Genomic DNA, 22,771 nt, shown 5'->3' with positions numbered 1-22,771 from the left:
GGCGCGAAGGGGGGCCCGACGTCTTTAGACTCGTTCGTCTGAACGGTTTCGGCCCGTGCGCCCTTCGGGTCAAGGTTGCACGGGCGGGACCGATTGTCAGTGGCTCGTCTCAGGGCTTGGGCGCGAGGTCCAGTTCCCGCCCGAGCGCGTCGAGCCGCTCCACCGCGCCGGGGTTGGCGGCGAGCGCCATCTTGGCGCGGTCGAGCGCCTGGGTCGCGGCGGCGCGATCTCCCAGCACGCCGTAGGAGCGCACGAGCCGCATCCACTCGTCGGGGCTGCCGCCCTTGGCGGCCAAGCGCCGGTCGAGGGTCGCGACCATGCCGCGGATTGCCGCCTCGCGCTCGGCGGGCGGCATCACCCGGATGGTGTTGGCGGCGGCATCGGCTTCCATGCCGACGGTCGGCTTCGCTTCCGTGGCATTGGCCTCCGGCGGCTTGGCGGCGGTCGCCGCCTCGGCGGGCGCGCCCGACTTGCCCTCGGCGAGGCCGAGTTCGCGCGCCTGCGCATCGAGGCGCTCGCGGGCGGAGGCGTCGTCCTTCAGGGCCTCGCGGGCCCGGGTGAGCGCGTCGAGCGCCTTGTCGCGCTCGCCCAGCACGGCGTGGGAGCGCACGAGGCGCAGCCACTCGTCGACGGTGCCGCCCTGCTTGGCCAAGCGCCGCTCCAGCCCCTCGACCATGCCGCGGATCGCGTCGATCCGCTCGGAGGGCGGCAGCGCCTGGATGGCGGCGGCCGGCCCTGCGACCGATGAGCCGCCCGCCGCGCCGCCCGCAGGCGCTTCGGGCTTCGGACCGCCCTCGGGGGTCGCCGCCGGGGCGGTCTCGCCCTTGAGGCGGGCGAGCGTGTCGCGCACCGTCGGCAGCCAGGGCGCGTCGGCGGGGGCGCCCTCGGCGAGGCCGGAGAGGCGGCGGATCGCGCCGGCCACGTCGCCGGCCTGCTCGTCGCCGCGGGCGAGGTAGAACTGGGCCTTCGGCGCCTTCGGATCGGCGGCCACCGCCCGGTCGAGCACCTTGCGGGCTTCCGGCGAGACCGTGCCCTCGGCCGCGACCACCAGCGCCTCGCCCCAGTCGGACAAGGCCGAGGCGTCCTCGCCCTTGAGGCGGACGACCGAAGCGTAAGCGCGGGCCGCGTCGTCGTAGCGCCCGAGGCGCATGTAGACCGGGGCGAGCACGCTCCAGCCGCGAACGTCGTCCGGGTGACTGGCGAGCCGCGCCTCGATCTGGCCGATCGCCGTCATCATGTCCTGCGCCCCGGCCCGGGTGGCGCTGCGGTCGGCGTCGGTCTGCGAGGGGAGGTTCGGCGAGCCGTAGAGGCCGTAGACGACGAGCGCGACCAACGGGATCGTCGAGAGGGCGAAGGCGGAGGCGGCGCGGCGCTGGCGCAGATGCGGCTCGGCGAGCGGCGCGACCGCGGATTTCGCCGCGCCCTCTTCGCGGCTCGCCCGCAGCAGCCGGCGCGCGGCCTCGGTGCGGGCGGCCTCGGCTTCGGCGGGCGCGATCAGACCCCGGGCGAGGTCGCGCTCGATCTCGGCGAGTTGATCCTCGTAGAAGCCGGCCTCGGTCGACAGCTCCGCCGCGGCCGTCTCCCGGCGGCGGCGGCGCGACATCGGCCAGAGCAGCGCGAACACGGCCGCCGCGGTCATGGCCGCCAGGATGAACCAGATCGCCGTCATTGGCCCCCGAGAAGTAGCTCGGCCCCGTTTAGTGCCCGAGAGGAGCCCGCACGACATCGCCTCCGGGCGACACGTCGTCACGCGAAGCGAAGCATGCGCCTTAGCATAGGCGCGGGCCCGCGTAACCTTGGCCTTGGATCATGCCCCTGAGATCATGCCCCTGAGATCATGCCCCTGAGATCATGCCCTCGAGATCATGATCCTGGGATCGCGCCTCAGCGCTGACCCGCTCCGGCGGGCGCATCGCCCGGCACCTCGATCACCGCGCGCAGCCCCCCCAGCCCCGCGGCCTCCAGGCGGAAGCGGCCGCGATAGAGCGCGGCGAGGTCGGCGACGATGGAAAGGCCGAGCCCGGAGCCCGGCTTGGTCTCGTCGAGGCGGCGCCCGCGCTTCAGCACCGCCGCGCGATCCTCCTCCGGCAGGCCCGGACCGTCATCCTCCACCGCGACGATGAGATGGGGATAATCGTCACCGCCGACCGGCGCCGCCGAGATCGAGACGCGGCTGTCCGCCCATTTCGAGGCGTTGTCGACGAGATTGCCGATCATCTCCTCGAAATCCTGCTTCTCCCCGCGGAAGCGCAGGCCCGGCGAGACGTGGACCTCGTAGGCGATGTCCTTGTCGCGATAGATCTTTCCGAACGTCCGCACGAGGCCGGCGAGCGCCGGCTCGACCTCGGTCGAGGTGCCCAGCGTGCCGGCGAGCGCCGCGGCGCGGGCCCGGTCGAGGTGGTAATTGACCTGATCGCGCATCACGGCCGCCTGCTCACGGATCTTCTCGGCCAGCTCCGGCGGCGCCTCGCTCGAGCCGACCTCGTTGACGATGATCGAGAGCGGGGTCTTGAGCGCATGGGCGAGGTTGCCGACCTGGGTGCGGGCGCGCTCCAGGATCTCGCGGTTGGTTTCGATCAACAGGTTGATCTCGCCCGCGAGCGGGGCGATGTCGCGCGGATATTGCCCGTCGATCCGGTCGGCCTCGCCGCGGCGGATGGTGCCGAGCGCCGTGCGCAGCGCCCGCAACGGCGCGAGGCCGAAGCGGATCTGAAGGAGCGCCGTCGCCGCGAGCGAGAAACCGAGCAGGCCGAAGGTCATGAACAGCGAGAAACGGAAGCGCTCGACGTCGTTCACGATCTCGTCGGCGGGCCCGGCGACGCGGACCGTGTAGCGCCCCTCCTGGCCGACATCGACATCGCGCTCGACGATGCGCAGGGTCCGGTCGTCCTGGCCCTTGCCGTAGCCCTGGCGGATCTGGCCGATCGTCGCAGTGCCGGCCTGATCCGGCCCTTTGAGCGGCACGCCGACCAGCGAGCGCGAAGTGCGCAGGTCCCGCGGCTTCGCGTCCGGCCGCCCGACCTGCCAGTACCAGCCCGACAGCGGCAGATCGAAGCGCGGATCGCCCAGCGAGAACGAACGCGTCTCGGGATCGCTCGGGGAGACGAGGTCGGTGGCGAGGTTGTTGGCGAAGACCAGCAGCCGGCTGTCGAAGGCGCGCTCGGTGTTCTCGCGATAGAGCGTGGTGAGGATGAAGGCCGCGATCACGAGGATCGCGGTGCTCGACAGGAACGACGAGACCGCGAGCCGGACCGCGATGGAGCGGCGGCGCAAGGGGAGCCAGGCGAGGCGGTCGGTCATCGGGATTTGTTACTTGTTGTCCTCTGCCCGGCCAGGGCCATGCCGGTACAAAAAGGGGCTTTGGCACCCAAGATTGGCTTCGGCCTTTTCGGTCGGCTGCGCTTGCCGAGCCGATGCGCTACTTTACCGTAGCTTGTGCCCGCTCGATCACGATCCGCATGTCGTCCCCGCTTCGGAGCCCATCACCGAAAAGCGCCTCCGCTTCATCGTGGTGCGGATAGCGCAGCGGTTCGGAGGAGGCGGGCCAAATGTCGGCCAGAACGCCCAAGCAGACGAGAAAGCTGCCGAGCCGCGTCATCGGCTTGGAAACGCGTTTCGCTTCGAAGGCCATGGCAGATTCGTCGGAGAGGAAGCTCAGGAGCGAGGACGGCCAGAACCCTACAGGCTTTTGCATTGAGCGACAAAAGCCGATCCAGCGGGACGAGGACTAACCCTTCCCCCCCGGCTGGTTCGGATCGACCAGATACCCCAAGCCCCGCACGGTCTGGATCAGGTCCACCGCGAGCTTCTTCCGGAGGCGTCCGACGAACACCTCGATGGTGTTGGAATCGCGGTCGAAATCCTGGTCGTAGAGGTGCTCGGTGAGTTCGGCGCGGGAGACGACGCGGCCGGTGTGGTGCATCAGGTAGGAGAGCAGGCGGTATTCGTGGCTCGTCAGCTTAACCGGGTTGCCGTCGACGAAGACGCGGCCGGAGCGGGTGTCGAGGGTGACGGGGCCGCAAGCGATCTGACTTGAGGCATGACCGGCCGCGCGTCGAAGAATCGCGCGCACGCGGGCCATCAGCTCCTCCATGTGGAAGGGCTTGGTGACGTAGTCGTCGGCGCCCGCGTCGAAGCCGTCGACCTTGTCGGACCAGCGGTCGCGGGCGGTGAGGATGATGACCGGCGTCTTCACTCCGGCCCGGCGCCAGTTCTGGAGGACGGTGACGCCGTCGGCCTTGGGCAGGCCCATGTCGAGGATGATGGCGTCGTAGGGCTCGTTCTCGCCGAGATAGCCGCCCTCCTCGCCGTCGAACGCCTTGTCGGCGACGTAGCCGGCCTCTTCCAGCGCGGTCACCACCTGTCGGTTGATGTCACGGTCGTCCTCGACCACGAGCAGACGCACGGTCGGTCACTCCTCGAATCATCGGTCCATCGCCGGGAATATCTATTCGCAGCGACGTTTCTCAATCCTTCAGCATGGGCAACTTCGCAGCGCCCTTACCACTGCCCGCTGACCTGCCCCGACTGGCCGTCGACCATGACCTGGACGAAGTGCCCGTCCCGGCGCAGGGCGGTGAGCAGGTAGACGAGGCCGGCATCGTGGCGGCACAGCCGGGCGCGCTGAATCTCGGCCCTGGGAATCGCTTGGCGCGCGGCGCGGATCGCGGCGATCGGCGGCACCACGCGCTTCTCGGCCACCGCCTCGCGCAGGTCGGCGGGCGACAGACAGTCGTCGCCGCGGTTCATCGGCTCGCGCACCTCCGGGACGGGGGCGAGGGCGCCGGTCTCCTCGGCGAGGGGGCCGACCGCGCCCGCCGCGAGAACCGCGGCGGTCGAGACGACGATCAACAGGGCGAAAGCTTGGCGCATCGGCAACGACATTCGCGCCAGGGCACTGAATGCGTCCTGAATGTTCGGGACGCCGAGCCCACCGAGATGCCGACCAAGACGAGAGAATGCGGATTTTCGGTCGGTTGCCATGGTCGCGGGCGCGCTACGGTGCAGGTTAAGCCAGGATCGCGGCGCGGGTTCCCCGGCGGCGTCACGCCGTCCGGCCGCGCTCGGCCCGGCGATCGAGGAAGCCGCGCAGGGTCAGGCTCGCCGGATCCTGGCTGTCGACATGGTCGAGCGCGGCCTTGCGGAGCGCGACGATCGAGCGCTCGAAGCCGCAGAGCGCGGCCGCGAGACGGCCGGCGGCGGCCCGGCTGCGGCGGCGAACGCTCACGGGGCGCCAGACGGGGCCCGCAGGGGACAAGCGCGGGAACATCGTTTCCCTCCCGATTCGACAAGCCGGTCAGGCCCGCGGGCGGTGTTGAAGCTCGCCGAGACGCCGGAGGATCTCCTCGAGCTTCTCGCGGGCGCGGGCGTCGCTGCGCTCGACCTCGCGGGCGATCTCGCCGGAGAGGCGGGTGAGGTCTTCCAGCACGCGGGTGCGGCTCTCCAGGGCGGCGGCCACCGCCGCGTTGGTCTGGGAGGCCCGCTCCAGGGCGGCGGCCGTGGTGCCGGTCTCCTCGATGCGCGCCTCCAGGGTGCGCAGGCTGTCGCGGTAGAGGTGCAGGCAGGCGAGGCCGAGCAGGACCGCGACGATCCAGCCGGCCCCGCCGTCGGAGAACAGCAGCCGGGCGGCCTCGATGGCGATCTTGTCCACGGGGGCCTCCGGCGCAGCGGTCGGGATGGGCGGGGCACCGCCCTCCGGTCAGCCGCTCCGGGGCGGAACGGGACCGAGGACGCGCTCCAGGGCGGGGCGCAGGGTGTTGGCGGCGGTCGCCCCCTCCTCCAGCGGCAGGGCGCGAAACACCTTGGCGGCGACGCCCTCGCCGCCGCCCGCCGCCCGGATCAGCCAACTCGGCGCCTCGTCGAGCGCCCGCTGCACGGCCCGCGCGATCACCGCCGAGCCGAGGGAGACCGTGAGCGTACGCCCGCGGACGGCGCCGGCGACGGCGTTGAGGGCGTAGTCGGTGGCGTTGCGCACCAGCCGTTCGACCAGGGCGTCGGTGACGAGAAGCCGCAACGGCCCCAGGATGCGGGCGACCAGCGCCGCGACGACCGTGGCGAGTACGGGCGTCGCCAGGGCGGCGAGCCCCTGGGCCAGGGCGGCGAGCCCGTCGCCCCAGGGCAGCACGATCGCGGCGGCGTCGGTGGCGTGGGCCGGGGAGCAGGCCTGGGGCGCCACGAGCAGGAAGGCGCAGGCGAGCAGCATCCCCCGCAGGCCCATGGCGGAGGGCCGCGGAGCGGGTTCGGTCGTGAGCATGGCGGATATCCTTTTTCGGGGGTGCGGGTGTCAGCGGCTGCCGCCGAGCCACGCCCGCAGGCGGGCGAGCCAGCCGGCAGGCGGTGCCGCGGCGATGGGCGGGGCGGCGGGCGTGTCCGGCCGGACGGGCGCAGGCGCGGCGACCGGCTGCGGATCGCCGCGCCGCGCCCGCGGCAGGGCGGTCTCGTAGGGGGTGCGGAACTGATCGACTTCCGCCTGCCGCCGCGGGATCAGCACGGCCGGGCGGTTCCACATCAGCATGGCCTCGGCCGCCCCCTCCCGATCCCCGGCCCGCAGCCGGCGCAGGACGGTGGAGCGCAGGAAGGCCGCCGGGCCGATGTTGAAGGCGAGCGAGACCAGGGCGTCGAAAGCATGCTGCGGCAGCGGCGCCGGCAACGCCTGATCGACGGTGCGGACGAAGCGGGCGATGTCGCGGGCGAAGATCGCGTCGCATTCGGCCGCGGTGATGCGCAGGCCCGCGCGCGGCAGCGGCGGACCGGCGGCGGCGGTGTGGCCGACGCCGATCGTCCAGATGCCGACGCTGTCGCGATAGGCCTCCAACCGCCGCCCCTCGCGCGCGACGAGAGCGGCCTCGCCGATACGGCTGAGGTCCATGGTGGTTCTCCAGTATTGGGGAAGGATGCCGGGCGCTAAAGGGCTGCGGCACGGCGCCAGAGCTCGTCCATCCGCGCCTCCGACCAGCCCAGTGCGTGGGCCAGCGCCAGGGTGCTCGGGTGGGCGCGCTCGAATACGGTTGCGCCGCTCACCTGCATGTCGGCGGCGAAGCGTTCGGCTTCATCGGGGATGGCGTCGATGGCAGCCTTGAGGGCCGCCGGCACCTCGCCGCGCTTGACGAAGGCGAGGGCCTCCGCGCGCGCGATCACGCCGAGGTCGGCCAAGGCCTGGGCGAACTGGCGATCCGAGATCGCGGGCAGTCCCGTATCGGGCGGGGCCTCACTCCAAAGCGGCCTGCCGTCGTCAGGCTCGATGCGCTGTCCATCCGAGGGCGCGTAGGGGGCTTCGCCGTCCCACTCGACGACGTTGCATTTGCGGCCGGTCGCGATGTCGATGATCTGGTAGCGGGCCATGGGGCTTCTCCTCAACCGCGAGAGACGATCCAGACCTCGCCGCGCCCGCCATCGGCGCCGGCACCGGAGGCCGCGCCGTTGGTCGAGGCCCCGCCGCCGCCGCCGGGGCCGCCGGCCGCAGCGCCGATGCCACCGTTCCCGCCCGCGACCGTTCCGGCCGCGTTGCCGCCCGCGCCGCCGCCACCGCCACCGCCGAAACCGCGCTGCCAGGACTTGGCAGCGCCCACGGACCCGTTTCCGCCCGGCGCGTTGCCGCCGGCCGAAATCGGAGTCACGCGGCCATTGCCGATCAGGTAGCCGTATCCGCTGAAGCCGCCCGGAGACGGCGTATCTCCCGACGTGAGGCCGCCGCCGGCCCCGCCGCCGGCTCCGGCCCGATAGCCGTTCGCGGCTTGCGGGGCGGTTCCGCCGGAGCCGGAGGACGACGCTCCGTTGCCGGAACCGCCGATGTCCATCGTGAACGCGGAACCGGCCAGACCGCCGCCCGCGCTCCCCGTCGATCCCCCCTGACCGCCGAGCCCGCCACTGGCCGCCAAGATGCCGAGGCCATTCGAGACGACGCGACTGGCGCCGCCCTGGCCGCCGGGATTGCCGTTGGCATTGTCGGCCGCGACGGCGGCTCCCCCGAGACCGCCCGCGCCGATCTCGATGGAGAGCGTCGCGGCCAGTTCGCTGGCTAGGAACGTTTCCTCGGCGAGGCCGCCGGCCCCGCCCCCTCCCCCGCCCGTCCGCACGCTGCCACCCGCCCCGCGCCGGCCGGATCCCCCGCCCCCGCCCCCGCCGATCGCGATGCAGGTCACCTCCCGCGCCCAGGACGGCTTGGTCCAGGGGCCCGTCGCGGTGACGACGGCGACCTCCTCGCGCAGGGTGCCCTTGTCGAAGGTGGCCGCGCCGGTCGTGCGCTCCACACTGAACACGGGGAGCCAGGTGGCGCCGTCCGGGCTCACGCGCAGGCCGAGATTGTCGCTGCCGACGAGGCCGATCTCGGCGCGACCGGAAAAGCCCGTCTGCAGCAGCAGCGACAGCACGTTGCCCGCCGCCTGCTTGTTGAGGGTGTAGCGCAGATCCCCCGTCCCCCCCTCGCCCGTCGCCAGCGCAGTCCAGAGCGCCTTGTTGAGCTTGGCCGCGAACGGGTTCTGCGCGTCGGCCGACGTGCCGAGCCCGAGCCGCGTCAGGTTCTGGAGCGTGGTGAAGGTGGAGCGGAAGGCAACCCAGGCACCGCCGACGAAGCTGTAGAGTTCGGCCTCGTCGGCCACGAAGGCGAGCCAGCCCGGCCGCGGCATCCGCGAGAGCCACGCCCCGTCCTGATAGCGGGCGATCCGCCCGGCCCAACCGGCCCAGGCCCCGGACGGATCGGCGGCGACGATGTAGCGGTCGCCCTCGGCCGGGCTCGTGGGCGGGGCGGCCAGATCCTTGTCGATCACCGCGAGCTGGACCAGTGCGTCGAGGAGCGCCAGGGCCTCGTTATGGGTGACGTGCTTCTGCGCCTGCCCGGCCGCGATCAGGGGCAGGGCGAGGCTCGGGGTGGTGTCGGCCATGATGTGGCTCCGGTGAGGATTACGTCTGCACGCTCACCCGCGCCCGGCAGGCGGGACCGCGCCCGCCGACGGTGCCGAGTTGCGCCACCGCGACATCGATCTCGGTGACGGGACCGCCGAAATCGCCCGCCTCTGCCGCGTAGAGCAGGCTCGGGCCGGTGGCGGTGAGGCTGCGCCGGAGGGTGCCGTCGGGCCCGAGGATGTCGACGGCGTAAGCCTCCGACGCCTCGTCGAGGGGCACGTCGGCGGGCTCCCAGGCATCGGCGTCGCGCCGGGCCCGGCGGGTCCAGGAGAGACGCAGGCCCCCGGCCTCCCGCCGCGCCCGCAGGTGGACGGGGCTCAAGGGGACGAAGGCGGTAAGGCCCGCGGTCGCCTCCAGGCCGATGAAAGCCGGATCGGCCGGGTCGCGGCCCGCCGGCCCGATCCGGTAGAGGAAGCGGCGCCCGGCTTCGTCGAGGCGCTCGACCAGGGGCACGACCGCGCCGTCGTCGAGCCGCACGATCAGGCTGCCCGCGGGCACCGCGCGGCCCGCGGCCGCCTCGCTGCCGGCGAGCCCCCGCAGCAGCATCGTCAGCCGCCACGTATCCGGCCCGGTCAGCGCGGCCCCGGCCGCCGAGAAGAGCTCGACACCCCCATCCGGCCCAACCAGGGCGAACAGGTTGGCGCCCGACAGCGCCGCCGCCTCGGTGACAGAACCGAGCCCGTCCGCATGGCGCAGTGTCACGTCGAGCCGGGCATTGCGGTCGAACCGCCAGAGGGGTCCGGGGGCCAGGGCGGACAATGTTTGGCCGAGGCAGGCCGGATGATCGACGAGGCGGTGGAGCGCGAACGGCGCGCCCTCGCCGCCCGAGCGCCAGACCGCGACGGCGCCGGGCCAGGGCTCGGCGGCGACCGCCAGATAGGAGAGCGGCGTCGGCGCGCCCCGCGTCACCGGCAGGTCGAGGGCGCGGGCGAAGACCGGGCCCGGCAGGAAAGGCGGGGTCCGCGCAGGCGACACAGGGGAGCGGACGGGGCGGGAATCGCGGCCCGTCGGCGGCACGCCTTGCGTTTCGAGCCGGCGGCCCTCCGGCGAGTCGTCGATGCGTGCGATCCGGTGCAGGGCGCCGCCCGGCAGGCGCAGGCGGTCGCCGGGCTCCAGATCGAGCCGCCGGGGGCTCAACGCGAAGGCAGCGGTCTCGCGGCCGGCCAGACTCGCGTCGAGCAGGGTTTCCGCCAGGTCCTGCGCCGCATCGCGCCGCGTCACCAGAGCCGCCTCGATGCGGGCCTCCCGCCGCCGGGCGCCGCCGGGGCGCTGGGCCGACGCCGAAGCGCGGCGGTATTCCGCGCTCTCACCGTCCGAGAAGCCGATCTCGACGGCGCGGGGCAACGCGCTCTCCTCGGCCCGCACGAGGCGCAAGGGCGCGTCGTCGCGCTCGGCCAGGACGAGGTCGTCGGCCGCGATCGTCACGGGCGGACGGCCTTCGGGTCCGCTCACCCGCAGGGTGCCGGCGGAAACCGAGACGTCGAGGCCGTAGAGGCGGGCGAGCGGCTCCAGCGCCTCGCGGGCCGAGAGCGGCCGGTCGAGGACGTAACCGTCGAGGAAACCCGCGGCCTCGATCACCGCGGGCGCCTCGATGCCGAGATCGGCCAGGATCGCGGCGATCAGCCGGTCGAGGTCGAGCCCCTCGAGGCGTCCCGTGATCCAGTGACCGAGCGCCCAGTTCTCGGCATCCGACCAGACCGTCCGGAAATCCGGAAAGACCGGAAAAGGCCGCGCGTCCCAGGCCCAGACGAACACGTCGTCCGGCGCGATCATCCGACCGCCATAGAGCGGCGAAACCGGATTATGAGCCGGCTCAAATTTTTCGGTCGTCGGGTCGAACCGTGTGAGGATCGCCTCCAGGCCGCGGATCTGGATGAGATCGTCGCGGAAGCCGCGGGAGAAGGGGGGCGCGGCGTTCTCCGAGGATTTCGGATCGGGAAAGACGTTCGGGCCGTTGGTGCCGCGATCGACCGCCGGCACCCCGATCTCGGTGAGCCAGATCGGCTTCGATTGCGGCACCCAGGCGGTCGGGCCGGTCTCGACGCCGCCCACCCGCTCGACATGCGGGTTCGACCACCACGCCACCAGATCCTTGGCCCGGAAGACCCACGGCTTCCGGTCGGCGCCGTTGGTGATCGGCGTGCGAACCTGCGCGGCGCGGTCCTGGGGGCTGGCATAGAACCAGTCGAACGCCTCGCCCGCGCCGAGCCGCCGCTTCAGATAGGCACGGTCGTAGATGCTCGCAGCCTCCGCCGCGTCGCGATGACCGGTGCCGTCGCGCCAGTCGGAGATCGGCGGGTAGTAGTCGATACCGACGGCGCTGATCGCCGGATCGGCGAAGAGCGGATCGAGGGGGAAGCGCACCGAAGCGCCGCCCTCGCGGACATCGGCGCCGTACTCGGTCCAGTCGGCGGCGTAGACCAGGGCGACGCTCGGGCCGAGGAGACCACGCACCTCCCCGGCCAGGGCCCGGAACCGCTCGACCGCCGGGTAGCCGCTCGGGCCCCGCACGCGGGTGAGGCTCGCGAACTCGCTGCCGAGGATGAAGCCGGCAAGCGGCATGCCCGCTGCAGCCCAGCCGGCGGCGAGACCGGCGTAGTGCAGGATCATCGCCCGGTAGCCCTGAGGCCCGGTGAAGAAGGCGGCCACCTGATCGGCCGCGGCCGGGCTGCCGTCCGGGCTGCCGGGCAGACCGGGGGCGGGATCGCAGGTGATGCGCCCGCGCCACGGATAGGGCGGCTGCGTGCCCGCGGGATTGCGCGGGTCCGGCAGGACGTTGCCGGCCGCCACGTCCATCATCACGAAAGGGTAGAGCACGGTGGCCAGCCCGCGGCGGGTCAACTCGGCCACGAGGCGGGTCAGGCCGGCATCGGAGGGCGTGCCGCCATAGGCGGCCCCGTCGCCCGAGCGCGAGACGGTCGCGGCGCTCGCGCGGGTGCGGCCGGCGACCGCCCAAACGTCGCCCGTCGTGACCTTGGCGGCGGAATCGACCCGCGGCGTCACGGTGCAGCGGCCGGCGCGCAGATCGTCGCCGAACCAGCTCGCCACCACCGAGACCCGCACGAGGTTCGGGCAGAGCGCCTGCAGGGCGTCGAGGGAAGCCAGCACGTCGCTCGCCCCCTGGAGCTGAAAGCGGTTGGCCGGCTTCGTCGCGCCCAAGCCCGCATCCTCGCTCACCGGCAGCGGGTCGAGCCCGAACTCGGTCGAGCCGGGGATCAGGCAGACGGCGCGGATCTGCTGCGCCAGCCCGGCGACCGGGCGGACCACCTCGAAGGCGAATTGCGGGATGCGGTTGCCGAAGGCGGCGAGCGGCAGGCGCTCGAACACGATGTAGGCGAGGCCGCGATAGGCCGGGGCGTTGTCCGCCCCCTCCTTGGCGACGATCAGCGGGTCGGGCGCCTGCATCGCAGTGCCGGTGTGGATGCGATAGGTCAGCGTCGTCAGGTCGAGCTCGGTCCCGTCGGCCCAGATCCGGCGCACGAGAGCGATCTCGCCCGCGCAGAGGCCGACCGCGAGGTCGGCGAAGATGCTGTAGGCGGTGCGCACGGTCTTCGGGCCGCCCCCGCCGCCCTTGGCACCGGAGCGCGAGCGCTCCACCGTGGTGTTGGCGACTTCGAGCGGGCGCGTCGCCCAGATCAACGTGCCGCCGATCCGCGCCCGGCCATAGACCCGCGGCACCGGCGCGCCCTCGGTGGAGGCGAGGCCGGCGACTTCGGTGAGGCGCGGCCCCTCGACGACACGGGCGCCGCCGGCCCCGCCGAACAGGGCATCGTCGAGGGCCGCGCCACCCGCCGCGCCGACGACGCGGCCGATCATGCCGCCGATGGGCCCGCCGAGCGCGCTGCCGACCGCCTCGCCGGCCGTCTGGAGGACGATCGTCGTCATGGCAGATCCTCCAGGGTGAGGAATGAGGCCAGCCTCAATCGAGGCCGGGAAAACGGAATGCGTAAGCGAGGTGGCGGCGCCACCATGGTGTCAGGGCGACCTCGGTCACCGCCGCGCCGTCATGGGCGTGGATCATCGCGGCCGGGCCGGTGGCGATGGCGCAGTGCTTTGCCGGCAAATTGGCGCGAAAGGCGAAGAGCAGCACGTCGCCGGCCTGCGGCACGTAAGCCGGCAGCGGGGTCGGCACCGGCACGAGATGGCGGCGCGCGGCCGCCGCCAGGGGATCGTCGCCCTCGGCGGGTTCGGCCCAGGAGGCCGCGTAGGGCGGCGCCTCCTCCGGCTCGGGCCCGAGCACGCCGCGCCAGACGCCGCGCAAGAGACCGAGGCAGTCGCAGCCCACGCCCCTGAGCGAGGCCTGATGCCGGTAGGGTGTGCCGGCCCAGGCGCGGGCCTCCGCGACGATCCGGTCGGCCACCGAGACTCCCATAGCGACCTCCTCACCGGAACAGGCTGCCGCCGTCGAGGCGGGCCGGGCCGCCCCCGACGCCGCGCAGCACGAAGTCGTTGCCCGGCATGTGCGGGAAGCCCTGGAAGTTGACCGCGTTGGCGAAGCGGTCGCGACAGGTGGCCAGCCGCTTGTCGCAGCCCGCCGTGAGCCGGAATGTGTCTCCCGGCACGACCGGCCGAGGCGGCGGCTCCCATAGATCGAGCTGGGCGATTGCGCCGTCGCGGCTCTCGGCCCGCAGGTCGGCGGTGCTGCCTGTATTGGCGCCCCCGGTCCAGGTGAGGCCCCCGCCCGAGAACCAGCCCGGGGCGAAGTCGTCGGCGAGGGTGACCTCGAGCCGGCTCGGTTCGAGGGCGGCGAGGACGGTTCCGGTGGTGCGGTAGCGCGGATCGGTGAGAGCGATGCCGCAGCGGGCGTCGCCGAAATCGGCGTCGCAGGTCGCGCGGAAGAGGCGGCCGGTCGGCACGTCGAGGCGGTGCATCAGCCCGCGCAGCTCCGCCACGAAGGCGCCGCCGGCCCGGCGCAGCTCTCCCAGATTCGCCACGTCGAGGAGCAGGCGCGCCTCCGGCACCATCCAATCGACCAGCCAGGTCTCGATGCCGGCGCCGTCGTAGAGGCCCGCCGCCACGTCGGCCTCGTGGATGCCCGTCGAGGTCAGCGCGCCGGCCACCTCGCCGCCGCCGACGGCGAAGCCGAGCTCGGTGGAGGCTTCGGCCGCCTCCAGCCCGGTGCGGGCCTCGTAGGTGAGGCCGCCGAAGCTCAGGTCGCGGTCGTGATCGGTGAAGCCGAAGCTGACGCCGTCGCGGCGATGCAGGGCCCAGCAACGGCACAGGGTGGTGGCGGCGCCGTCGAGGCGGGCGGCCAGGGCAGCAGGAATCGCGCGCATGGGTCGGGTCTCACGGCACGATCTCGACGAGGGGCACACGCGGCACCTCGCCCGCGGTGAAGGCGGCGAGATCGATGGACAATTCGTCGGTGTCGAAGCGGACCGGCACGTCGAACTCGAAGCCGGCGGTGATGGGAACGCCCGGAGGCGGTGGTGCTGCGAAGGTGACGAGGCCGGTGGCGGCATCGCAGACGGCCTGCGCGCCCGTCATCTCGACGGCACCGAGGGCGATCCGCACCGAAGCCGCCACCGGCTTGGCGATGACGCGGCGGTAGGGCGCCGGGCCGTCGCCGTAGGTCTTGGCCAGCGCGAAGACGCGGGTCGCACCGTCGCCGACGCCGATGCGCTGGTCGGCCGGGGTGACCGCCTGCGACGGCGGGCCGGACCGGTGATCGACCCGGTCGCGGTAACGGAAGCCGTAGAGGCGCCCGCGCCGCTCCTCGAAGAAGGCCAGCACGGCGTGGAGCGCATCGAGGGTGCGGATGCCGAGGCCCGCATCGTAGCGGCGGCGCGAATCCGCCCAGCGGCTGTTGCGATGCTCGCGGCCGGAGGCCAGCGTGACGATCTCGGTGCGGCGCACGGGGCCGCCGCTGCCGCGCAGGGCCACGTCGAGGGGAAAGCGCACCTCGTGGAAGTCGGACGGCATGCGGGCAAGCCTCTCACGGCGTGGACGGACCAGCCGCGCGACCCTCGCGAGGCTGCCCCTGCGACGGCAGGCGGATGCGGTGCGGCCGACCCTGGGTCAGGCGCACCGCGACGCGATTCAGAGTGCGCGGCGGCCGCGGGCCACGGCGCGGGCGAGGCGGGCGGCGACCTGGGCCTCGGAGCGGCGAAAGCCCTCGATATCGGGGGTCGCGATGTTGACGGTGACGGCGACCGGGCGCTCGGCCCCGCCCGCGGCGACGCCGAGGCGGCCGTCGCTGCCGCGCCGGAGCGGCAGGATCGCCTCCGGCCCGGCCTCGCCCATCAGGCCGAGGTCGCCTCCCATCGGGAAGTAGGTGGGGGCCGCGACGATTCCGCCGGCCGCGAAGGGCCGCACACGAGGCCCCCCCGGCCCGAGCCCGTCGAGCACGCCGCCGTGGGCGAAGGCCGTGGGATTGGCGGCCGACGGGGCGGACGAACTCAGCAGCGTGTCGACGAGCCCCTTCACGCCGGCCTTCAGCGGATCGAGCGCGGCTTTCGCCGCCACGCCCGCGAGCTTGGTGGCGAGCGTACCGAGCAGGCCGTCGAGCTGGCGCCCCGCATTGAGGTTCTGGTTGAACGCCGCCGACAGGCTCTGCCCGAATTTCTGGGCGAGCCGGTCGAGGGTTTCGAGCTGCTTGACGCGCTCGGCGGTGCTGCGGTCGCTGTCGCTCATCGAAGGGTCTCCGGATCCGGATGGGCGGCGATGAGGCGGGCGAGCTCGGCCCGGCCGAGGGCATCGCCGGAGGGTCGGGGGCCAAGGCCCGCAGCGGCGGCGATCTCCCGGGGCGTGGCGGCCCAGACGTCGCGCGGGCGCCAGCGTAGGGTCGAGAGCCCCAGCGCCATCACGGCATCCCACGGGAAGGCGGCGGCCTGCGCCGCCGGCGCCGTCCCGCCCGTGGGGCTCAAGGGTTTGGGGTCGCCTCGCCGAAGGCGGCGGCGAGCGCCTCGCCGAGCGCCGCGGTGACGGCGGAAAAACCGCCCGCCAGCGGCAGGGCGGCGACCGCCGCATCGTCGAGGGCGTGGCCGCCGCCGCGGAGCGCCGCGCCGAGCAGGACGATGAGGTCGCGGGCGCTCAGGCGTCCGCGCTCGAACCGCTCGGCGAGCCCGACGAGGTCGCCCGTCGCGAGGGCGTCCTCCAGTTCGGCGAGCGCGCCGAGCGTCAGGCAGAGGGTGTAGCGTTCGGTGCCGAGGGCGAGGGGCACCTCGCCGCGTCTGCGGTTGGCCATGGCCTCAAGCCGCCGTGAAGGTCAGAGGCCCAGCGGAATCGAGGGCCATGTCGTAGGTCACCTCGCCTGCATGGTCGCCGCGATATTCGAGGCTGGAGATCTGAAACAGCCCCTCGATCGTGCCGAAGGCCGGCACCACGATCTGGAAGCGGTCGATCGTGCCGTCGAAGAACATCTGCCGCAGCCGCGCGTCGGAGGCCTCGTCCCGGAACACGCCGGCCCCACTGATCGCGGCGCGGCGCACCCCGGCCCCGTCGAGCAGCTCGCGCCAGCGCCCGGCGGAATCGGCGTTGGTGACGTCCACGGTCTCGGCGTTGAAGGCGATCTGGCGGGCGCGCAGGCCTGCGACGGCGACGAAGCCGTTCGTCCCGTCCTTGACCCGGACCAGCAGGTCCTTGCCCTTCTGTGCGCTCATGGTCGGCTCCGGTTCGGTCTCGGGGTTCGGGGTCAGGCCGTTGGCAAAAGTTCGGTCACGGCCGCGAAGGTGAGGGTCGCGCGGGCCTCGCCCGTGCGCTCGTCGCGGGCGGCGGCGAGCGTGCCGAGGCGCAGGAACACGAGGGCGTGGCCGTCCAGGCCGAGCGCCGCGTCGTCGAGGAGCACGGCGATGCGCTCGGCGGCGTCCAGCGCGGTGCGGGTCGAGCCGGGCTTGGCGATCACGTGGAGTGCCAGGGTATGGCGGTGGCGGCGCGCGCCCTCGACGGAATCGTCGTGGACCTCGCCGTCGCCGAACAGGGCATAGACCGGCGCCGCGCCCCGCGGCAGCTCGTCGTAGAGCCGCACCACGCCGCCCATCAGCGCGGCCAGCGCGGCATCGCTGCCGAGTCGCGCGAGGATGCCGGCGCGCAGGGCCAGCATCGGGCTCAGAGCCGTCCGTGTGGCGGTGATCGTGGCGGTGCTCATGCGGAAGCCTCCTCGATCACTTCCTCGACCTCGCATACGAGGGCGCGGCGGGCCCCGTCGGGATCATCGGCGGAACGGATGGCGAAGCGGCGCGGGCCGTCGGCGAACCGCATGGCCGGGACGACGCCCGGCCGATAGCGTAGGCGGACCCGGTATCGACCGCCGCCCGCGGCAGCCCCCGCCGGCTCCACGGCGCCCCACAGGACCGGGCCGGCAACGAAGCGGCGCAGCCGGCCGCCGAACCCGTCGGGCTCGTCCACCGGCCGTTCGAGCACGAGGCGCCGCCGCCGCGCGCCGAGGGGCACGTGGGTCATGGCAGGAATCTCCCTGAGAGCTTGGGGCGAGGCGGTCGATTACAGCCGCATCCGCCGGCAGGCGGCGCAGAGGCCGGCGGCGGCGGGCGGCAGGGCACGGGGCGGGCCGGCCTCAGGGCCGTCGCCGCGGTTCTCGAACCCGTCGGCCACGGTCAGGCGCACGGCCTGCGCCAGGGGCTCGGGCACCGGCGGGCCGTCGCCGCCGCAACCCGCGATCACCTCGACGAGGATCGTGCGGCCGTCCAAGGAAGGCCGGTCGCGCCCGATCGTCAGGCAGGGCGCATCCCAGGGGTCGGGACCGAGACCGACCGGCGCGGCGACCGCCGTCACGTCTCCGTTCGATTCAATGAGACCGACCCGCTCGACCGCCACCAGCGGGCTCAGCGGCAGCGGGATCAGGCCGTCGCCCGGCCAGCCCAGCAGGATCGTCCGGAAGCGGGCACGCCGCAGCAGGCGGCGGGAAGCCGCCTCGACCGCGGCGCGGGCGCTCGCGATCAGGGCGAGCACGAAGGCGTCTTCCGCCGTCTCGTCGGAGCCGAGGCGCAGCACGGCGCGCATCTCGGCCAGGGTTACCGGCTCGACGCCGAGGTCCGCCACGCGTATCGGGGTCATGCCGTTCTCCGTGAACCGAACTTTTTCGTGATGACCGTGTCGATCCCACCCGACCGCCACGCGCCGTCGAGGAGCCTGCGGGTGATGTCGGCGCTCGCGCTGGCTTGCACCCTCGCCTCGCCGGCCGAAGCCATCGTCGGCGGGCGCGAGGGGGCGGACCTGCCCGGCGCCCGCTCGGCCGTGATGGTGCTGACCTCCGGGGGCGGGGTCTGCACCGGCATCGTCGTGGCGCCCGACGCGGTGTTGACCGCGGGCCATTGCGTGGCGGGCGTCTCCGAGAACCGCATCCATTACCGCGACGAGGCCGGTCGCCCGGTGCTCGCGGAGGTCGCCGCCCGCGTCATGCATCCGGGCTACGACGGCGATGCGGTCCGCGGGCGCACCCGATCCATCGACCTCGCGCTCCTGCGCACCCGCGCAGGCCTGCCGGCCCGGTTCGAGCCCGCGACCTTGAGCGCGGGCCGGCCGAGCGCCGGCGCCGCCCTGACGCTCGCGGGCTACGGCGCGGCGCGGGGCAACGACCGGCGATCGATCGGCCGTTATCGCGGTGCGACACTCACCGTGGTCGAGCCCTACGGCCCAAGCCGCATCCTGGTCTGGCTCCAGGCCCGCCAAGCGGGCGGCTGCAACGGCGATTCCGGCGGCCCGGTCCTCGACGGCGCCGCCGTGGTGGCCGTCGCCGCCTGGGTCAAGGATGCCTGCGGCGGCCTCACCCAGGGCGTGCTCCTTGGCCCCCAGCGGGACTGGATCGATCGGACGCTCAGTGGCTGGGGTACGGCGGCACGCTGGTGAGCGGCGTTTTTCAGTGTCGCGCTGAGCGGAAGTTGATCGCTCGCTCGGTTACACCTGGGAACCGGACCTTGGCCGCCGAATTGCGTTCGGATACGCTTCAGTCGCGTCCGGCGTCGGAACGCCCGGATCTTCGGAGAACCTCGATGGCTTCGAGCCCCCTGCGTGCCTGCCTGCTCGGAGCCCTGATCGGGCTCGTGCCGCTCTCGGCTCAGGCCGTGGTCGAAGGCCATACCAGCCGCGATCCGTCCGGCCTGCGCGCCTCGGTGGTGCGCGTCGAGAGCAGCCAGGGCGAGATCTGCTCCGGCACGCTGATCGCACAGGATCTGGTGCTCACCGCCGCCCACTGCGTGATGCGCAAGGCGAGCTATCAGGTCTACGTCGTCGATCCCGATTTCCGCCAGCGCCGCCTGCGGGTGGTCGCCGCCTCCATGCATCCCGATTTCGTCCCCGGCACCACGCCGGAGGAGCAGCCCGGCATCGACCTCGCGATGCTGAAGCTGGAGCGTCCCGTCGGCCAGGGCTTCCGCCCGCTCGATCCCCGCGGCGGCGCTATCGGCACCGGCGATTCCGTCGACATCGCCGGCTACGGCGTGCTGGCGGAGAACCGCCGCGGCACCGCCCGGACGTTGCGCACGGCGCAGCTCGTCTCGATCGGCTCGCTGCAGGTCGCCAACCGCGTCACCGTCGTCACCGACGCGCGGCGGATGGCCGAGACTGCGGGGGCGGGCGCGTGCCTCGGCGATTCCGGCGGTCCGATCCTGCGCGGCGGCCAGATGGTCGGCGTGGTCAGCTGGTCGAGCGGCGCCATGCGCCAGGACCGGCGCGCCCGCACCGCCTGCGGCGGCTTCACCGCCGTGACGCCGACCGCCGAGCACACGAGCTGGATCTCCAACCGCGCCGCGGAGATGGAGGCCCTGCCGGCTGACGTGGCGGCCCAGGCCGGTGAGACCCGCTGGGTCGCCCGGCCGGGACGGCGCTCGGCGCGCTGAACGCGACGCAGATTCGAACCATGAGAGGGCGGCCCCGAGTCGAGCGGGTCCGCCCTTGTCGTTTCACGGTCAGCTGAACTTCAAGAGCTTGATCGCATCGAAGTCCTGCACGCCGCCGCCGACGCGCTTCGTGGTGTAGAACAGCACGTAGGGCTTGGCCGAATACGGGTCGCGCAGGGTGCGCAGGCCCACGCGGTCCACCACGAGATAGCCGCGGCGGAAATCGCCGAAGGCGATCGACAGGCTGCCCGCGGTGATGTCGGGCATCGCCTCGGCCTCGACCACGGGAAAGCCCATCAGGGTCGCGGCCCGGTCGGCGGCCAGCGGCGGCTGCCAGAGATAGTTGCCGTCCCCATCCTTGAACTTGCGGATCGCGCTCTGGACCCGGCGGTTCATCACGAAGTTCGCGCCCTGCCGGTAACCGGCGCGGAGCGCGTAGATCAGATCGAACAGGATGTCGGTCGGGTTCGAGGCTGGGAAGGCGCCCGCCGCCCCGGTCGCGACGAAGCCGAGCTTGCCCGGCACCCAGGACGCGTTCGCCACCGTGTCGTAGGTGAGAAAGCCCTTGGGCCGGGCGACGCCGTTGCCGGTGACGAAGGCGACGCTCTCCTGCTCGGCGAACGCCGTCTCGACCTCCTCGGCGAGCCACGCATCGATATCGAGCACGGCATCATCGAGCAGCGTCTGGGTCGCCGCCGGCATGGCGTAGAGTTCCATCGCCGGGAAGCTCAGTTCGGACAGGCTCGGCGCATCGGTCTGCGGTCGCGGCGCGGTCTCGGCGACCCAGCCGGAGGCGAGGCCGTTGACGCTCACGGCGCGCTTGTACTGGCCGCCCGAGACGACGCGCACGGTGGCGATGGAGCGGATCGGCGAGATCTCGGCCAGCCGCCGCAACACCTCGCGCTCGATGATCGGCGGCACGAGATAGCCGCCGTCCGGGCCCGAGCCCGCCGACAGCGCCTTCTCCTCCAGGCGCTTGAGGCCGCCGCTCTCGCCGGCCCGGACATAGAGATCGAAGGCCGCCTTGTGCTCGGTGGCCGAGGCATCGCGCGCCGGCTCCGCACCGCCGAGCGGCGGGCGGGCGCGATCGAGGCTGATCCGGTCGAGGCGGTTCTTGGCGTGATCCAGGGCCGCGTCGATGCGGGCAAGCTTTTCCTCGGTCACCACATCGACGCTCAGCCGATCCTCGATCTCGGCCAGCCGCGCATCGTTGGTCTCCTTGAACGCCTCGAAGGCGCGGGAGAACTCCTCGACGAGCCCATCGTGGCCCATCGGCACGGCCTTGTTCTCAGGGTAGCCCGCGGGCGCCTTGGTCTCGAAACGGGTCTCGGTCATGGCAATCCTCTTTGAGTGAAATGTGAAGGGGGGTGTCAGGCGCAGGCGCGCATGGGCCCGAAGGGGCGCAGGCGCGGCAGCGGTCGGGTGAGGCGCGGCTGCGCGGCGTGCGCGATCCGCGCGCCCGGCTGGAGCGGGAAGGTCACGAGCGAGACCTCCCACAAATCGACAGTGACGAGCCGCCGCCCGCCGCGCTCCGGCACGGCGCGCACGGCGCGGAAGCCGATCGACAGACCGTCGAGGGCGCGTTCGCGCATCAGCGCGTCGAGTTCGCGGGCGCGCTGGACCGCGAGGTTGAGGCGGCCCGTGACCCGAAGGCCGCGGGCATCCTCCTGCAGCGAGAGCCAGGTGCCAATCGGCTCGGCCGGATCGTGCTGCCAGAGCATCCGCACCCCGCCCGGACCGCGCCGAGCGAGACTCGCGGCAAACGCCCCCGGCGCGACGGTGTCGCGACCGAGATCGGGCACGCCGAACAGGCTGGCGTAGCCGGTGAAATGGCCATCCATCGAAGGACCTCAGACAAAGGGGACAGTACGGGCTCTGCCCGAATCCCGCCGGGGCCTCAGGCCCCGGACCCCGGGACTTGTGCCGGGTAGCCGACCGCTTCGCGTTTCTCGGCGGCCGACAGGAAATCCGCTCCCTGCACCCGGCGCCAGAGCGATTCCCGCTCGGTCGCCAGCGCCTCGATGCCGTCGAGGTCGGGCTCCAACCGGGCCGGGCCGAGCGACGGCTCAAGCCAGCGGGCGATGGAATCGGCGGTGCGGCGCACCAGCGGGATCACCGTCTGGCGGTAGAAGGCGCGATTGGCTTCCGCGTAGTTCGCGTGGGTGTTGTCGCCGGGGAGCCCCAGCAGCAGCGGCGGCACGCCGAAGGCCAGCGCGATCTCGCGGGCCGCCGCCGCCTTGGCCTCGACGAAGTCCATCTCCTTCGGCGAAAGCGAGAGCGGGCGCCAATCGAGTCCGCCGTCCAACAGCAGTGGCCGCCCGGCATTGCCCGCGCCCTGGTAGCTCGTCTCCAGTTCCGCCTTGAGCCGGGTGAACTGCGTGTCGCTGAGCGAAGCGCCCGTCGAAGGCGCGAAGACCAGGGCACCGGAGGGGCGCGCGGCGTTGTCGAGCAGCGCCTTGTTCCAGGCGCCCGCCGCGTTGTGGATGTCGAGCGGCACGGCGGCCGCCTCCATCGGCGAGAGGCCGTAATGGTCGTCGAGCGGGTTGAACAGGGTAAGGTGCAGGATCGGTGGCACCGCGCCGTCCTGATCGTAGCGCACAGTTCGCCCGCCGACGTTGTACGCGTAGGCCACCGGCCAGCCATCGGCACCGGCGATCACGCGCATCCGATCGGGGCGCAGGCAGAAGAGTTCGCGCGGCACGCCGTCGAGGGCGACGGCTTCGAGATAGGCGTTCCCCGAGACGAGCAGATGTCCGTAGACGCGGTCGAGAAAGCCGGCGCCGCCCTCGCGCGGGTTGGGTCGGGCGAGCAGGGACATCAGCGGATGCGCATCGTCGGCCCCCGCGAGCGTGAGCGGCAGAGAGGAGGCCGCCTCCGCCACCAGCCGCACCGCGCGATGAACCACGGCGTTGCGCTGAAAGCCCTCTCGGGCGAGCGCCCCGTGATCCCGCGATGTCCAGACCGGGCGCCCCTCGCCATAAAGGGCGAGCAAAGGTGCCGCCTTCTGGGCCGGCGCGTAGCCGGCGGCGCGGGCGAGGCGTGCGATCAGGCCAGCCATCGGGACTCTCCGGGCAGCG

General features: G+C 73.1%; 27 protein-coding genes. 2 read left to right on the top strand and 25 right to left on the bottom strand.

What is annotated here, in order from left to right; all coding sequences use genetic code 11:
- Positions 1-109: 109 nt before the first annotated feature.
- The 22 genes from ccmI to BM140_RS07540 form a co-directional block, all read right to left on the bottom strand.
- Positions 110-1,669 (bottom strand): c-type cytochrome biogenesis protein CcmI, encoded by a 1,560-nt coding sequence (ccmI, locus tag BM140_RS07645; RefSeq protein ID WP_091943664.1) that lies wholly within the window; start codon positions 1,667-1,669, stop codon positions 110-112.
- Positions 1,670-1,884: 215 nt separating this feature from the next.
- A complete protein-coding gene (locus BM140_RS07640) occupies positions 1,885-3,300 on the bottom strand; it encodes an ATP-binding protein (RefSeq protein WP_091943662.1) in 1,416 nt (471 codons plus the stop codon).
- Between the two features lie 118 nt (positions 3,301-3,418).
- A complete protein-coding gene (locus tag BM140_RS07635; RefSeq protein ID WP_091943660.1) occupies positions 3,419-3,631 on the bottom strand; it encodes a hypothetical protein in 213 nt (70 codons plus the stop codon).
- 96 nt (positions 3,632-3,727) lie between these two features.
- Positions 3,728-4,405 (bottom strand): response regulator transcription factor, encoded by a 678-nt coding sequence (locus BM140_RS07630; protein ID WP_091943659.1) that lies wholly within the window; start codon positions 4,403-4,405, stop codon positions 3,728-3,730.
- A 95-nt stretch (positions 4,406-4,500) separates the two neighbouring features.
- Positions 4,501-4,872: a hypothetical protein gene (locus BM140_RS07625; RefSeq protein WP_056241858.1), complete on the bottom strand. Its 372-nt coding sequence runs from the start codon at positions 4,870-4,872 to the stop codon at positions 4,501-4,503.
- A gap of 172 nt (positions 4,873-5,044) precedes the next feature.
- On the bottom strand, positions 5,045-5,269 hold the full coding sequence (locus BM140_RS07620; protein WP_091943657.1) for a hypothetical protein: 225 nt from the start codon (positions 5,267-5,269) through the stop codon (positions 5,045-5,047).
- Positions 5,270-5,296: 27 nt separating this feature from the next.
- On the bottom strand, positions 5,297-5,650 hold the full coding sequence (locus BM140_RS07615) for a hypothetical protein (RefSeq protein ID WP_091943654.1): 354 nt from the start codon (positions 5,648-5,650) through the stop codon (positions 5,297-5,299).
- A 48-nt stretch (positions 5,651-5,698) separates the two neighbouring features.
- Positions 5,699-6,253 carry a hypothetical protein gene (locus tag BM140_RS07610; RefSeq protein WP_244535334.1) on the bottom strand — a complete coding sequence of 185 codons (555 nt, stop codon included), beginning with the start codon at positions 6,251-6,253 and terminating at the stop codon, positions 5,699-5,701.
- 30 nt (positions 6,254-6,283) lie between these two features.
- The gene (locus BM140_RS07605) at positions 6,284-6,868 is read right to left on the bottom strand and encodes a lysozyme (RefSeq protein ID WP_091943652.1); all 585 of its coding nucleotides are present in this window, start codon (positions 6,866-6,868) and stop codon (positions 6,284-6,286) included.
- A gap of 35 nt (positions 6,869-6,903) precedes the next feature.
- Positions 6,904-7,341, bottom strand: coding sequence for a hypothetical protein (locus BM140_RS07600; protein ID WP_091943650.1), 438 nt, complete (start codon positions 7,339-7,341; stop codon positions 6,904-6,906).
- Between the two features lie 11 nt (positions 7,342-7,352).
- The gene (locus BM140_RS26560) at positions 7,353-8,879 is read right to left on the bottom strand and encodes a DUF2793 domain-containing protein (protein ID WP_280142584.1); all 1,527 of its coding nucleotides are present in this window, start codon (positions 8,877-8,879) and stop codon (positions 7,353-7,355) included.
- 19 nt (positions 8,880-8,898) lie between these two features.
- Positions 8,899-12,786, bottom strand: a complete 3,888-nt coding sequence (locus tag BM140_RS07590; RefSeq protein ID WP_091943648.1) for a baseplate multidomain protein megatron — start codon at positions 12,784-12,786, stop codon at positions 8,899-8,901.
- A 34-nt stretch (positions 12,787-12,820) separates the two neighbouring features.
- Positions 12,821-13,273 (bottom strand): NlpC/P60 family protein, encoded by a 453-nt coding sequence (locus BM140_RS07585; protein ID WP_091943646.1) that lies wholly within the window; start codon positions 13,271-13,273, stop codon positions 12,821-12,823.
- Between the two features lie 10 nt (positions 13,274-13,283).
- A complete protein-coding gene (locus BM140_RS07580) occupies positions 13,284-14,177 on the bottom strand; it encodes a DUF2163 domain-containing protein (RefSeq protein WP_091943643.1) in 894 nt (297 codons plus the stop codon).
- Positions 14,178-14,187: 10 nt separating this feature from the next.
- A complete protein-coding gene (locus BM140_RS07575) occupies positions 14,188-14,823 on the bottom strand; it encodes a DUF2460 domain-containing protein (RefSeq protein WP_091943641.1) in 636 nt (211 codons plus the stop codon).
- A gap of 117 nt (positions 14,824-14,940) precedes the next feature.
- Positions 14,941-15,534 (bottom strand): phage tail tape measure protein, encoded by a 594-nt coding sequence (locus BM140_RS07570; protein ID WP_091943639.1) that lies wholly within the window; start codon positions 15,532-15,534, stop codon positions 14,941-14,943.
- The gene (locus BM140_RS07565; protein ID WP_091943637.1) at positions 15,531-15,767 is read right to left on the bottom strand and encodes a phage tail assembly chaperone; all 237 of its coding nucleotides are present in this window, start codon (positions 15,765-15,767) and stop codon (positions 15,531-15,533) included. The genes BM140_RS07570 and BM140_RS07565 overlap by 4 nt, the downstream gene beginning before the upstream one ends.
- Positions 15,764-16,087 carry a gene transfer agent family protein gene (locus tag BM140_RS07560; protein ID WP_091943635.1) on the bottom strand — a complete coding sequence of 108 codons (324 nt, stop codon included), beginning with the start codon at positions 16,085-16,087 and terminating at the stop codon, positions 15,764-15,766. The genes BM140_RS07565 and BM140_RS07560 overlap by 4 nt, the downstream gene beginning before the upstream one ends.
- A gap of 4 nt (positions 16,088-16,091) precedes the next feature.
- Positions 16,092-16,502: a phage major tail protein, TP901-1 family gene (locus tag BM140_RS07555; protein ID WP_091943633.1), complete on the bottom strand. Its 411-nt coding sequence runs from the start codon at positions 16,500-16,502 to the stop codon at positions 16,092-16,094.
- 32 nt (positions 16,503-16,534) lie between these two features.
- A complete protein-coding gene (locus BM140_RS07550) occupies positions 16,535-16,987 on the bottom strand; it encodes a DUF3168 domain-containing protein (protein WP_091943631.1) in 453 nt (150 codons plus the stop codon).
- Complete coding sequence (locus BM140_RS07545) at positions 16,984-17,301, bottom strand: head-tail adaptor protein (protein WP_091943629.1); 318 nt, start codon at positions 17,299-17,301, stop codon at positions 16,984-16,986. Before BM140_RS07545 ends, BM140_RS07550 begins: the two co-directional genes overlap by 4 nt.
- Before the next feature lie 39 nt (positions 17,302-17,340).
- A complete protein-coding gene (locus tag BM140_RS07540) occupies positions 17,341-17,913 on the bottom strand; it encodes a head-tail connector protein (protein WP_091943627.1) in 573 nt (190 codons plus the stop codon).
- 30 nt (positions 17,914-17,943) lie between these two features.
- Here BM140_RS07540 and BM140_RS07535 point away from each other — a divergent pair, with 30 nt between their 5' ends.
- Positions 17,944-18,705: a S1 family peptidase gene (locus tag BM140_RS07535; RefSeq protein WP_207549442.1), complete on the top strand. Its 762-nt coding sequence runs from the start codon at positions 17,944-17,946 to the stop codon at positions 18,703-18,705.
- 143 nt (positions 18,706-18,848) lie between these two features.
- A complete protein-coding gene (locus BM140_RS07530; RefSeq protein WP_091943623.1) occupies positions 18,849-19,694 on the top strand; it encodes a S1 family peptidase in 846 nt (281 codons plus the stop codon).
- Positions 19,695-19,763: 69 nt separating this feature from the next.
- On the opposite strand, the gene BM140_RS07525 is transcribed toward BM140_RS07530, so the two are convergent.
- The 3 genes from BM140_RS07525 to BM140_RS07515 are packed head-to-tail and all read right to left on the bottom strand — an operon-like array spanning position 19,764 to position 22,752.
- Positions 19,764-21,029 carry a phage major capsid protein gene (locus BM140_RS07525; protein WP_091943621.1) on the bottom strand — a complete coding sequence of 422 codons (1,266 nt, stop codon included), beginning with the start codon at positions 21,027-21,029 and terminating at the stop codon, positions 19,764-19,766.
- 35 nt (positions 21,030-21,064) lie between these two features.
- The gene (locus BM140_RS07520) at positions 21,065-21,535 is read right to left on the bottom strand and encodes an HK97 family phage prohead protease (RefSeq protein ID WP_091943619.1); all 471 of its coding nucleotides are present in this window, start codon (positions 21,533-21,535) and stop codon (positions 21,065-21,067) included.
- A gap of 56 nt (positions 21,536-21,591) precedes the next feature.
- Positions 21,592-22,752 carry a phage portal protein gene (locus tag BM140_RS07515; RefSeq protein ID WP_091943617.1) on the bottom strand — a complete coding sequence of 387 codons (1,161 nt, stop codon included), beginning with the start codon at positions 22,750-22,752 and terminating at the stop codon, positions 21,592-21,594.
- Between the last annotated feature and the right edge of the window lie 19 nt (positions 22,753-22,771).

The sequence above is a fragment of the Methylorubrum salsuginis genome (assembly GCF_900114375.1).
Classification (GTDB): domain Bacteria; phylum Pseudomonadota; class Alphaproteobacteria; order Rhizobiales; family Beijerinckiaceae; genus Methylobacterium; species Methylobacterium salsuginis.
The sequence above is the reverse complement of the archived record's forward strand: the minus strand, read 5'-3'. Positions and strand labels throughout refer to the sequence as shown.